Annotated in this window: 10 protein-coding genes; 5 read left to right on the top strand and 5 right to left on the bottom strand. The window is 60.2% G+C overall.

Annotated elements, in window-relative coordinates:
• The first annotated feature begins 52 nt into the window (after positions 1–52).
• From FF098_RS03540 to FF098_RS03530, 3 genes are all read left to right on the top strand, one after another.
• Positions 53–577, top strand: a complete 525-nt coding sequence (locus tag FF098_RS03540; RefSeq protein ID WP_155137470.1) for a CvpA family protein — start codon at positions 53–55, stop codon at positions 575–577.
• A gap of 39 nt (positions 578–616) precedes the next feature.
• Positions 617–2,155 (top strand): amidophosphoribosyltransferase, encoded by a 1,539-nt coding sequence (purF, locus tag FF098_RS03535; protein ID WP_155139371.1) that lies wholly within the window; start codon positions 617–619, stop codon positions 2,153–2,155.
• Between the two features lie 87 nt (positions 2,156–2,242).
• A complete protein-coding gene (locus FF098_RS03530; RefSeq protein ID WP_155137467.1) occupies positions 2,243–3,118 on the top strand; it encodes a phytanoyl-CoA dioxygenase family protein in 876 nt (291 codons plus the stop codon).
• A 3-nt stretch (positions 3,119–3,121) separates the two neighbouring features.
• Here the strand turns inward: FF098_RS03530 and FF098_RS03525 are convergent, their stop codons facing one another.
• From FF098_RS03525 to FF098_RS03510, 4 genes are all read right to left on the bottom strand, one after another.
• Positions 3,122–4,138 (bottom strand): hypothetical protein, encoded by a 1,017-nt coding sequence (locus FF098_RS03525; protein ID WP_155137464.1) that lies wholly within the window; start codon positions 4,136–4,138, stop codon positions 3,122–3,124.
• 70 nt (positions 4,139–4,208) lie between these two features.
• Positions 4,209–5,216 carry a hypothetical protein gene (locus FF098_RS03520; RefSeq protein ID WP_155137461.1) on the bottom strand — a complete coding sequence of 336 codons (1,008 nt, stop codon included), beginning with the start codon at positions 5,214–5,216 and terminating at the stop codon, positions 4,209–4,211.
• A 74-nt stretch (positions 5,217–5,290) separates the two neighbouring features.
• Positions 5,291–6,328 (bottom strand): hypothetical protein, encoded by a 1,038-nt coding sequence (locus tag FF098_RS03515; protein WP_155137458.1) that lies wholly within the window; start codon positions 6,326–6,328, stop codon positions 5,291–5,293.
• A 70-nt stretch (positions 6,329–6,398) separates the two neighbouring features.
• Positions 6,399–7,397: a hypothetical protein gene (locus FF098_RS03510; protein WP_155137455.1), complete on the bottom strand. Its 999-nt coding sequence runs from the start codon at positions 7,395–7,397 to the stop codon at positions 6,399–6,401.
• Positions 7,398–7,479: 82 nt separating this feature from the next.
• On the opposite strand from FF098_RS03510, the gene FF098_RS03505 reads away from it, so the two are divergent.
• Positions 7,480–9,804, top strand: coding sequence for an ATP-dependent helicase (locus tag FF098_RS03505; RefSeq protein ID WP_373291471.1), 2,325 nt, complete (start codon positions 7,480–7,482; stop codon positions 9,802–9,804).
• 202 nt (positions 9,805–10,006) lie between these two features.
• A complete protein-coding gene (gene acs, locus FF098_RS03500) occupies positions 10,007–11,947 on the top strand; it encodes an acetate--CoA ligase (protein WP_155137449.1) in 1,941 nt (646 codons plus the stop codon).
• A gap of 11 nt (positions 11,948–11,958) precedes the next feature.
• On the opposite strand, the gene FF098_RS03495 is transcribed toward acs, so the two are convergent.
• Positions 11,959–12,360 (bottom strand): metallopeptidase family protein, encoded by a 402-nt coding sequence (locus tag FF098_RS03495; protein ID WP_155137446.1) that lies wholly within the window; start codon positions 12,358–12,360, stop codon positions 11,959–11,961.
• Positions 12,361–12,363: the final 3 nt, after the last annotated feature.

Genomic DNA, 12,363 nt, shown 5'->3' with positions numbered 1-12,363 from the left:
CGCGTTAAGGAAGGGTCGGGGAAGGTAACAGGAACGGTGAAGGCGTGCGCTGATGACCTGGTTTGACCTTATTGTTTTGGGTATCTTAGGGCTGTCCGTTCTTTTCGCGGCATTCCGCGGCTTTTCCCGTGAAATTACCACCCTCGTCGCCCTCGCGGCCGGGGTCATCGCTGCCTACTATCTGGCTCCTCCTCTGGGGGAGCTTTTTGCTTCCGGCTCCACGATGACGGCGATCATCCTCTTCCTGGTCGTTTTTGCCGTCATCTTTATCGTTTCCCTGATTGTTCTAAACAGTCTGGTAAGCCGATTCATTGCAGAAAAGCCCGGACGTATCGACCGGGTGCTCGGCGTGATCTTCGGCTTTTTACGTGGCTATATCGTCGTCGGCCTTTTGTTTCTCGCCCTCGATTACTATTTCGAGGACGACCGGATGCCGCCGGCGATCACCGATGCACTTACACTGGGTCTTGCGGCGGGTGCTGCAGACCTGCTTGAGAGCATGGGACTAGAGACGGTGACGACCACCGCTGACACGAGTGACATGGCGGCATCGAGTGCCCCTGACAGGTTTATCTAGAGTATTTACGGAGCCAATCCTGTGACTGCCAATTCCGACATGAGCCCAAATCGCTGGGCAGCCGCCTTTTTGAAACGCGAAAACGCCAAGGTGAAGCGCCAGTCTTCGGCCCTTGCAGAGCTTTATGGCGGCGGACCGAAACTGAAGGAAGAATGCGGCATCTTCGGCATTATCGGCCATCCCCAGGCCGCCGCGAAAATCGCGCTCGGGCTTCACGCCCTGCAGCACCGCGGCCAGGAAGCGGCTGGCATCATCACCTGGGACGGCGCCCAGTTTTATTCCGAACGCCATCTGGGCCTCGTCTCAGACAACTTTACCGAGACCGCAACGCTTGACGGCCTGAAGGGCCATGCCGGGATCGGCCATACGCGCTATTCGACAACCGGCGACACGGTCGTGCGTAATATCCAGCCGCTTTATGCAGACATTGATCGCGGCGGCCTCGGCATCGCCCATAACGGCAACCTGACCAATGCCCGCACCCTGCGCAAGGAGCTGATCCGCAAGGGCTCAATCTTCCAGACCACGACTGACTCCGAAGTCTTCATGCAGCTTGCCGCGCTGTCGCGTGGCATCACCATGGTCGACAAGGTGATCGACAGCCTTGCCTCGATCGAGGGCGCCTATGCACTGTGCATCCTGACCCAGCATTCCATGATCGGTGTGCGCGACCCGCAGGGCATTCGCCCGCTGGTGCTCGGCCGTGTCGACGGCGCACCTGTACTGGCGTCCGAGACCTGCGCGTTCGACGTGATCGGCGCGGAATTCGAGCGCGAGATCAATCCGGGTGAAGTCGTCATCTGTCACGAGGACGGCACGGTGGAGACCCGCCAGGCCTTCCCGGCCCCGAAACATCCGCGCCCGTGCATTTTCGAGCTGATCTATTTCGCGCGCCCGAACTCCTTCGTCGACGGCCAGAGCGTCTATGAGATGCGCAAGAAGCTGGGCCGCAAGCTCGCCAAGGAAGCGCCGATCGAGGCGGACATCGTCTCCCCGATACCGGATTCCGGCGTGCCTGCCGCCATCGGCTTTGCACAGAAATCCGGCATCCCCTACGAGATGGCGCTGATCCGCTCGCACTATTCCGGCCGCACCTTCATCCAGCCGGACCAGGCGATCCGCGAGGCCGGCGTTGCCCGCAAGCACTCGGCCAATCTCGGTGTCGTCAAGGGCAAGCGCGTGGTGCTGGTGGACGACTCGCTGGTGCGCGGCACGACCTCTCGCAAGATCACCAGGATGCTGCGCGAGGCCGGGGCCAAGGAAGTCCATTTCCGCATTGCCTGCCCGCCGATCGTCTTCCCGGACTTTTATGGCATCGACACGCCGTCGCGTGAAGAATTGATGGCCGCCAGCCATTCTGTCGATGAAATGTGCGCCAAGATTGGTGCCGACAGCCTTGCCTTCCTCAGCCTCGATGGGCTCTACAAGGCCTTCGGCAAGGGCGCGCGGGACGACGAGGCGCCGGTCTTCACGGACCACTGCTTCACCGGCGACTATCCAACGCCGCTGACCGATCAGGCACAGGCCCACAACAAGGCGGTGATCGAACAGCTCTCCCTGCTCGCAGAGTCGAGCTAGGCAGGAGAGACAGACTGCAAGTCAACTGCGCCCCGTCATTGCTCCGTCATGGCGGGGCGTTATCATTCCTTCCAAAGGGAGGATGATATGGCCGACAAGAGCACCCCATCCGCAAAGCACCAGCCGGACGTGATCGGCTATGAAGACCTGCAAAAGGACCTGACCGGTACCCACAAGCTGGAAAATTACGAGCGCAAGGCCGATCCCGCCGATGTCGAACGGGACTGGCAGGCCTTGCAGCGCGATGGCTATGTCATCCTCGAAAGACTGATCCCGGAGGCGGAATGCGACCGCATCAAGCAGGTGCTGCTGCCACTGCTCTCCCATACCGGGCGCAACGAGTTCGAGGGCAAGGCGACCCAACGGCTCTATTCGGTGCTGACCAAGACGCGCGCCTGCGACCGGCTGGTCGACCATCCCCGCATCCTCGCCCTGCTCGACCGCATGTTCAGGCCCAATTACCTGCTCTCGCAGCTGCAGGTGATCAACATCCTGCCCGGCGAAACCGGCCAATATCTGCACCCGGACGATTCATTCTATCCGGTGGCCCGCCCTCGCCCGCCAATGGGCGCGGCAACGGTCTGGGCCATCGACGATTTCACCGCAGAGAACGGCGCGACCAATATAGTGCCGGGCAGCGAGACATGGGGCGATGACCGCCAGCCGACGGATGACGACAAGCGCATCCAGGCGGTGATGCCGAAGGGGTCCGTCGTCTTCTATGGTGGCACGTTGTGGCATGGCGGCGGCGAGAACCGGTCGGATGCCTCCCGCCTCGCAGTGACGGCGCAATATTGCGAGCCGTGGTGTCGGACGCAGGAGAACTATTTCCTGTCGACGCCAAAGGAGATCGTCCGCACCCTGACGCCAGAGCTGCAGACCATGCTTGGCTATTCGGTGATGCCGCCCTTCATGGGCATGGTCAACGGCATGCACCCGAAACGGGTACTGGCCGAAGGCTAGAAACTACGCCAGCGGCTGGGGCTCGTTGCTCAGCCCGCCGACCAGGTCGTCATCCCCGTCATCAGTGCGCGTCAGGCTCTGATACATTTTCGCGGTCAGCGTCGTGTCCAGCGCCATGCGGACCATCATGTAAACCATCATGAACACACCACCGGCGATGCCCAGCACAGCGAACAGGCCCCAAGGGATCGTATCGTCCTGCAACTCCCCGACCATGGAAAAGCTGCTGCCGAGGAAGACGAACATGAACACGAATTGCAGCACCATCTCCACCGCCATCAGGAAAAGAGAATAGAGGATGAAGGTCGCCAGAATGCGCCAGACATTGCCGCCAGTGAGGCCGAACGAGCCCATGGGCGCCACACTGTTCTCGATCGCGGCGGCTGTCGTGAAAAGGCTGGCGCGCAGGCAGTACCACGAAAACAGGACGATCGCAGTGATGTAGAACAATACAATCAGGGCGATCTGCGCAGCGGAAGGCGTATCAAGTGAACCTGTCCCCGCCTGGTCTGCGAAAATGTTTCCCCACAGATCGATCATCGCACCACCCATCATCACACCGACGAACAGGCCACCAACGACGAGGGCCAGCAGGAGGTAGACCACCATGGACAGCAGAAGAAGGACGATATGGGAGCCGAGGAAATTCCATTCCCTTGCACCGAAGCGGAAATAGCCGATACCGACCGGTGCAGACGCGGTCCCCGCGGCCACCTGCTTCAGCACGACCATGAACGGCGTCAACACGATAAACGACAGGAAGAACCAACCGACTATAGCGCCATAAACCCTGAAGAAGTCACCAACGGCAGCCATCGCCTCTGCTCCGCTGTCATCTTCGCCCAGCGCGGAGAAATTTCTCCAGTCGACACTGTCATAGATCGCATATCCCAACCCGGCAAAGACCAGCATGGACAACAGGATGCCGACCCAGCTCAGCCGGAAGATCGTCGGGATATTGGTGAATACGAATTTGAGCGTTTCGGTGAGGCTCTCGATAACCTGCAGTTTCGGCTTCATGGATACTCTCTTTACTGATGACCGGTGCCGGGTTCATTGCCCGCACCGGTCTGATACTCAGTCATTGAACTCAGGTTTCTACAGGCTCCGCCGACACATCCCGCGTCAGGCTTTGATACATCTTGCCCTTGAAGCCGATCTCCAGCGCGGCGAAGAACGCGATCATCAGCACGTACAGCGCGATGATCACGACACCGACGACCACCCCGCCAGCGACAGCGGCTGCGCCACCCTGCATGAAAAGCGGGATCATCATCGCGCCGACGATACCGCCGCCGATGAACATCACCGTGACCACCAGCATCTCCAGCGCCAGGATAACGACGAAGAAGAAGAGCACCGCCGCCAGGATGCGCCAGACATTGCCGCCGGTCAGGCCAAAGGCGCTGAACGGTGCGAATTCGTTTTCCACCGCAGCGGCGGTAGTGAACAGGATCGCCCGCAGCGAGAACCAGACATAAAGAATGATCCCGACAAGGAAGACCAGCCCGACGATCAATCCGCTCATGGCCGATTGCTCGCCATCGACATTGTTCTCGATCGCCTGCTCGAACATGTCCGGGTCTGACCCGATCGCCTGCCACGCCTCAACCGGCACATTGCTGAACACACCGATGATCAGCGCAAGATAGCCGGGCAGCAGGGTGACCATGAAGACCACGCTGGACAGGACGAACAGAATGACGTTGGCGACGATGAATTTTATCTCGCGCCCGCCGAACCGGAAGAAGGCAATTCCCCGTGGCGGTTCGATAGCGCCCGCGGCAATCTGGTGCATCACGACGATGAACGGCACCATCGCCAGCACACCAAGCAAGCCCCAGAAGAACAGCCCGGCATAAAAGCCGAGGATCGTGCCGATGAAGCGCGGGTCAAAGTCGCCATTTTCCATGTTTTCCAGCGACTCGATGAATTCCATGCCGCCGGACGCACCGAAGGTGACGGCCATACCGCCCAGGAAGATGACGAACATCAGGACGACGCCAAGCCAGCCCAGGCGGATGGTCATCGGCAAGTTGGAAAAGGCGAACTTCACGGTTTCGGTCACCGTGTTCACGATTTCAAGTTTGGTTTTCATTGTAATATCCCCTTCACGCCCGGGTTGAGGATATCATTGCCTAGCATTTTCTGCCAGCGAGATTTCAGTGCCCGTTATTGCGGCGCAGCATCATTTGCCTTCACCTGACCAGCCTCACTCTCGGGTTTTTTTGTACTGTCTTGACCATCCGGATCCGGCTCATCCTCGGGATTTATCGGCGTATCGTCGAGCTTGTCGATCAGATCCTGTTCTGTCGTGGGGCGTACGATGCCGAGATAAACCAGGGCCGCCAGCACGAAAGTGGCCGACGCGGAAAAAGCGCTGAAGCCATATCCGGCGACAAAGCCGATGGCAAAACCGATCATGGTCCCGACCTCGGCCGCGTGGGTGGAATCCTCGATCCCTGCCACCATGATCCCGATAAAGGCGGCAATCATGATGACGATCGCGACAATGATCATCAGCGCGATATAAAGCCCTATAAGGATGATCCCGAAAAGGATCAGCGCCCCGAAAATGTTCCAGAAATTGCCGAAGCTCAGCCCCAGCCCGCGGCCTATGTCCAGTCGGTTCTCGATAGCCACCATCGGCAGGTACGGTATAAGTTTCACCGACAGCCAGACCATGCCGATCAACAGCGCCAGAAATATCCAGACTTCCATGCCCTCTGGAATGCCGAGCAGCGCGTAGATGTCCGGCATGAAGTTGCCAAAAACGAACTCTGACAAGCCGCCTGGCAGCGCCAGGAAAAAGATCCAGGACACAGCTGCAACCAGGACCGATGCGATGGCGTAGCGCCATTCGCGCGCGCCAAAGCTGAAATGCCAGAAGCCGCCTGGCGGCTCGATGTCGCCGGCGATGATCCGGCTCAGCCGCACCGTGCCGGGCGCAAACAGGATCATGCTGATCACATAGCGAGCACCGTCGGCCAAATAGTAGGACGGGCCATAGGCCTCCGCCTCGATGGCGCCAGCATCGCCCTGCAGGATCGCCAGCCACAGGTCCCCGAATGCGGTCACCAGATAGATCACTTCGATCGCCAGCACCGCCAGCGCCGGAAACAGGAAAAGCCTGATGATGAGCGGGATGTTCCGCGCCGTAAGCCCAAGCGCACTCGTCGCCAGCTGCCCTGATCGAAGTTTCGGCTTCATGTCCCCAATTCCCCTCGTCTACTCATACGCCCCGCAAACAGCCTAACCGGAAATGACCCGGATACAATGATTAGTTGTCCTGGCCGCCAGGCATCGGAGAGTCTGATCCTGATGCAGCCGCTTCTACCGCAGGCTCATCGACTGCAGGGCGAGCCAGCGCCAGATAGACCTTCGTTCCCCACGCATGGAACGAGCCACCCATGAAAGCAATCATGGCAAAGTAAAATACCAGGGAAACAAGACCGAGGACGACGCCGAGGATGATCGTCAATGCCCCCGGCTCGCCTCCCTGCATTGTCAAGGAAAGCGGGATCATGACGATGCCGGAAACGAGGGCGACGCCAAAGAAAACAGCGAAATATATGCCGACCAGCATCAGGTAAAGCAGCAGGAATGACCCGACGATCCGCCAGACATTTCCTTTTGTCATGCGGAAGGCATCACGGAAGGAAAGCCGGTCTTCTATTGCGATCATGGGCAGGAAGGTGACCAGTCGCAGCATGAACCAGAGGAATACGAGCATGATGATGAACATCAGTAATGGCAACATACTGAGGAATGCAGGTATTTCGCCCGTTTCCAGGTTCACGAATGCCATGGGCAGCATGGTGGGCACGAAGACGAGAAACAGGTAGATCAGCCCCAGTATCACCATCCCTTTGACATATCGCCACTCGCGCCCCGTAAACTTCAGATAGCCTATTCCGGATGGCTCACCTGCATCTCCAGCGATAATCCTTGCCAAACGCACAGACGCCGGCGCGAACGCAAGGGCACCCAGACCCATCACCACGACAAAAACCAACAGGAACGGCCAAAACGGCACTGCCGCTTCCCCGCTTTCCAGCGCGTCGAACCCGCCCGCAAGCTGGATGGCGCCGAGAAAGCTCAGCGCATAACCGCCGACAAAAAGCAGCATGCCGACCCAGTAAAGCTTCAGGGTCAGAAGGATATTGTTCATGCCGAATTTGAGCGCGCCCGTCGCGGTTGAGACCGCCTGTATTTTTGCTTTCATGATTTCGTTCCCTCGTCGATCACCAGCGTATCGTGCATTCTGCCTGACCGCCAACAAAAGGTTGCAGGGTTTTCATCAAGATCCTGCCCCGGCGCGGCATTCGGCCCTTGTTCCAGAATCGTTCTCTTGGTCCTATATGTTCACCATGAGTTCCGAGAATATCCCCCTGTCCCAGCGTGCTGCCGCTGCCGCACGCCCCGCCCCCGTCGATGCCGCCGCTTACCTCGAGGGGCTGAACGATGCCCAGCGCGAGGCGGTCATGACGACCGAAGGCCCCGTGCTGATGCTTGCCGGTGCCGGCACCGGCAAGACGCGCGCGCTGACGACCCGCCTCGCTCATATCCTTGCCACGCGCCTCGCCGCGCCGTGGCAGGTACTGGCCGTGACCTTCACCAACAAGGCCGCGCGCGAGATGAAGGAGCGGATCGGCCACCTCGTCGGCGATGTGGTCGAGGGCATGCAATGGCTCGGCACGTTCCACTCCATCGCCGCGAAGATCCTGCGCATCCATGCCGAGGTTGTGGACCTCAAGTCGAGCTTCACCATCATCGACACAGATGACCAGGTGCGCCTGTGCAAGCAGGTGATCGAGGCGGCGGGGCTGGACGAAAAACGCTGGTCCGGCCGCGGGCTCGCCAGCTTCATCGACGACTGGAAGAACCGGGGCCTGACGCCGGACAATGTGCCCAAGGGCGAGGCCCACCATTTTGGCAATGGCAAGGGCATCGAGCTCTACAAGGCCTATCAGGAGCGGCTGGTCACCCTGAACGCGGCGGATTTCGGTGACCTGCTGGTGCACAACATCACCATCTTCCAGAAGCATCCTGACATTCTCGCCAAATATCAGGACAAGTTCCGCTACATGCTGGTCGACGAGTATCAGGACACCAACATCGCGCAATATCTGTGGCTGCGGCTGCTCGCCCAGAAGAACAGGAACATCTGCGTCGTCGGCGATGACGACCAGTCGATCTATGGCTGGCGCGGGGCGGAGGTCGCCAACATCCTCAATTTCGAGAAGGACTTTCCCGGCGCCAAGGTGATCCGGCTGGAGCGGAACTATCGCTCGACGCCCGCGATCCTCGCCGCCGCCTCCGGCCTGATCGAGGCCAATCGCACCCGTCTCGGCAAGACGCTGTGGACCGACGACGAGAGCGAGCATGAGAAGGTGAAGCTGCGCGGTGTCTGGGATGGCGAGGAAGAGGCCCGCACGGTGACGGACGATATCGAGAGCGAACAGCGCAAGGGTCGCTCCCTCTCCGACATGGCCGTGCTGGTGCGTGCCTCGTTCCAGATGCGTTCGTTCGAGGAACGGTTCAACACGGCGGGCATCGCCTATCAGGTCGTCGGCGGCCCGCGCTTCTACGAACGCGAGGAGACCCGCGACGCCCTCGCCTACCTTCGCCTGACCCGAAACCCGGAAGATGATTTGTCGTTCCTCAGGATCGTCAACAAGCCGCGCCGGGGCATGGGCGACAAGGCGATCCAGGCGCTGACCATCACTGCCCGCAAGCAGGGTGTGTCGCTCGCCCGCGCCGCGCAAATGCTGCTGGAAACAGACGAAATCAAGGGCAAGGCCCGCACCGGCCTGACGCAATTCCTCGAAGGCCTGATGCGCTGGGGCGAAGCCGCGCGCGAAGCACGTCCCGATATTCTAACCGAGACGATCCTCGAAGAAAGCGGGTATACGGAGTTCTGGAAATCGTCCAAGAGCCCGCAGGCGCCGTCCAAGCTGGAAAACCTGAAAGAACTGGTCAACGCCGCCGGGGAGTTCGACACCCTCGCCGGCTATCTCGACCATGTATCCCTCGTGGCCGATATCAATCAGGACACGTCCGAAGGCCAGGTCATGCTGATGACCCTGCACGCGGCCAAGGGCCTCGAATTCCCCGTAGTCTTCTTACCCGGCTGGGAGGAGGAAATCTTCCCTTCCGCCCGCTCGCTCGACGAGAACGGCAATGAGGGGCTGGAGGAAGAGCGCCGTCTGGCTTACGTGGGCATCACCCGCGCGCGGGAGAGCTGCCGCATTTCCTTTGCCGCGAACCGGCTGGTATACGGACGATGGCAGAACGCCATGCCGTCCCGCTTCATCGACGAACTGCCGGAGAAACATGTCGAGGTCGTCTCAGAGCCCGGCCTCTATGGCAATGCGGCATCGGAGCTTGCGGCCTATTCCTCCTTCAACGACATGGCCGAGACGAACGATACCTATGACACGCCGGGCTGGCGCCGCGCCAAGTCGGCGAGAGGCCGGACAGGCTCTGCACCGATGCTGGAGGGCCGCGCCGAGCTGGTCGCCACCTCCTCCCCCGGCTCGACCAGCTTCCGCGTCGGCTCTCGCGTGTTCCACCAGAAATTCGGCTATGGCAATGTCGTCGCTGCCGAGGGCAACAAGCTGGAGGTCGATTTCGACCATTCCGGCCACAAAAAGGTGATCGATTCATTCCTCGAGCAGGCGTGAGGAAGCGACTTGAGCATGACTGCATCGTCGCCCCCCGCTGACTCTGTCAAAAACTAGCAAGTTCATGTTGTTGGAATATGATCACCCCGACCACGTCTATACTATAGGGGAACGCCAGGTGACGGTTTCTGCTCGACGGGGCTTGTCCGTACGCTAGTTTCTTTCAATAACACCTCTCAAAGAAGTCCGGAGGAGACGAGACATGTCGCAAGAGAAGATCACCGCCGCCAGCCTGCCGCCCGCAAAGTCCGGCTATGCCCCCGCCGATTACGACGCCGATTATCACCGCTCCATCGACGAGCCGGACGCGTTCTGGGCAGACCAGGCAAGCCGCCTCGCCTGGATCAAGGCGCCCACAAAAATCAGCGACGTTTCCTGGGACAAGGACGATTTGCACATCAAATGGTACGAGGATGGGGTCCTCAACGCTTGCTACAATTGCGTCGACCGGCACCTCGCGACCCGTGGCGACGAGACCGCGATCATCTTCGAGGGCGACGACCCGTCCGTAGCCGAGCACATCACCTACAAGCAGCTGCACATCCAGGTGTGCCGCTTCGCCAATGCGCTGAAGGCCCGCAACGTGAAGAAAGGCGACCGGGTCATCATCTACATGCCGATGATCCCGCAGGCGGCCTATGCCATGCTTGCCTGCGCCCGCATCGGCGCGGTGCATTCGGTCGTCTTCGGCGGCTTCTCTCCGGAGGCGCTGGCCTCACGTATCATCGATTGCGGCGCGACCGCGCTGATCACCGCCGATGAAGGCCTGCGCGGCGGCAAGAAAGTGCCGCTGAAGAAGAATGTCGATGCGGCGCTGGCAAAAAAAGGCGTAGACCTGCGCACCGTCCTGATCTGGCGCCATACCGGGGCTGACATCGAGCTGGAAGGTTCCCGCGACCATATCCTCAACGACGTGCTGATGGATGTGCACCCGGACTGCCGGCCGGAACCGATGAACGCCGAGGACCCGCTGTTCATTCTGTACACGTCAGGCTCGACCGGCAAGCCCAAGGGCGTCCTGCACACGACCGGCGGGTACATGGTCTATGCTTCCCTGACCCACGAGAAAGTCTTCGACTACCAACAGGGAGATGTCTTCTGGTGCACCGCCGATGTTGGCTGGATCACCGGGCACAGCTATATCGTATACGGACCGCTCGCCAATGGTGCGACGACCCTGATGTTCGAGGGCGTGCCGACCTACCCGGACGCAGGCCGCTGCTGGGAGGTGGTCGACAAGCACAATGTCTCGATCTTCTACACCGCGCCCACCGCCATCCGCGCCCTTATGCGCGAGGGCGATGAGTGGGTGACCAAGCATGACCGTTCGTCCCTGCGCCTGCTCGGCACGGTCGGCGAACCGATCAACCCCGAGGCGTGGATGTGGTATTACAATGTCGTCGGCGATGGCCGCTGCGCCGTGGTCGACACCTGGTGGCAGACAGAGACCGGCGGCATCCTCATCTCCGCCCTGCCCGGCGTCACCGACCTGAAACCCGGCTCGGCGACGAAGCCCTTCTTTGGCATCAAGCCGGCACTGGTCGACAATGAAGGCCATTTCATCGAGGGCGCGGCGGACGGCAATCTCGTCATCACCGGCTCATGGCCGGGCCAGATGCGCACCGTGTACGGAGATCACCAGCGCTTCGTCGAAACCTATTTTTCGACCTATCCTGGCCTGTACTTCACCGGCGACGGCGCCAAGCGCGACGAGGATGGCTATTTCTGGATCACGGGCCGCGTCGATGACGTCTTGAACATCTCCGGCCACCGCATGGGCACCGCCGAAATCGAAAGCGCTCTCGTCGCCCACAAGGCCGTCGCCGAGGCCGCCGTCGTCGGCTATCCCCACGACATCAAGGGCCAGGGCATCTATGCCTATGTGATCCTCAAGCAGGGCAAGTCAGAGAGCGAAGAGTTGGTGAAAGAGCTGGTCGCTCAGGTGCGCGAGGAGATCGGCCCGATCGCCAAACCTGACCATATCCACATCACGCCGGGCCTGCCCAAGACGCGCTCCGGCAAGATCATGCGCCGTATCCTGAGGAAAATCGCCGAGAACGACTACGGCGCACTGGGCGACACATCCACCCTCGCCGATCCCGGCATCGTCGACACGCTGATCGAGAACAGGAAGAACAGGTAGGAGATGGACCGCTAGTCCATTTCCTCGCCATCGGCTTCATCCTCAAGGGCGTGCATCTCGTCGTCTGACAGGCCGAAATGGTGACCGATCTCATGGATCAGCACATGCTCGATGATATGTTCCAGCGTGTCGCTGGACTGGCGCGCCATGTTCAGGATCGGCTTGCGGTAGAGAAAAATCATGTCGTTCTGGACATTCAGGTCCCACAGGCTTTTGCGGGTCACGTCGACACCGTGATAAAGCCCGAGCAGGTTGAACGCGTCGGGGATGTCAAGATCGGACAGCACCTCAGGTTCGGCGAAATCCTCCACGCGGATGGTAATATCATCGGCAAGCTTGCGGAACTGGATCGGCAGCCGGCCATAGGCCTCCATGGCGATGGCGTAAAAATCCTCGTGGCTTGGTTCGCGCATACA

Source organism: Aquisalinus luteolus, from assembly GCF_009712425.2.
GTDB lineage: Bacteria > Pseudomonadota > Alphaproteobacteria > Caulobacterales > Parvularculaceae > Aquisalinus > Aquisalinus luteolus.
This window is presented reverse-complemented; position numbering and strand designations above follow the sequence as displayed.

Coding starts and splice junctions, on each gene's coding strand:
- FF098_RS03540 (WP_155137470.1), top strand. CDS start 53: ATGACCTGGTTTGACCTTATTGTTTTGGGTATCTTAGGGCTGTCCGTT.
- purF (WP_155139371.1), top strand. CDS start 617: ATGAGCCCAAATCGCTGGGCAGCCGCCTTTTTGAAACGCGAAAACGCC.
- FF098_RS03530 (WP_155137467.1), top strand. CDS start 2,243: ATGGCCGACAAGAGCACCCCATCCGCAAAGCACCAGCCGGACGTGATC.
- FF098_RS03525 (WP_155137464.1), bottom strand. CDS start 4,138: ATGAAGCCGAAACTGCAGGTTATCGAGAGCCTCACCGAAACGCTCAAA.
- FF098_RS03520 (WP_155137461.1), bottom strand. CDS start 5,216: ATGAAAACCAAACTTGAAATCGTGAACACGGTGACCGAAACCGTGAAG.
- FF098_RS03515 (WP_155137458.1), bottom strand. CDS start 6,328: ATGAAGCCGAAACTTCGATCAGGGCAGCTGGCGACGAGTGCGCTTGGG.
- FF098_RS03505 (WP_373291471.1), top strand. CDS start 7,480: ATGTTCACCATGAGTTCCGAGAATATCCCCCTGTCCCAGCGTGCTGCC.
- acs (WP_155137449.1), top strand. CDS start 10,007: ATGTCGCAAGAGAAGATCACCGCCGCCAGCCTGCCGCCCGCAAAGTCC.
- FF098_RS03495 (WP_155137446.1), bottom strand. CDS start 12,360: ATGCGCGAACCAAGCCACGAGGATTTTTACGCCATCGCCATGGAGGCC.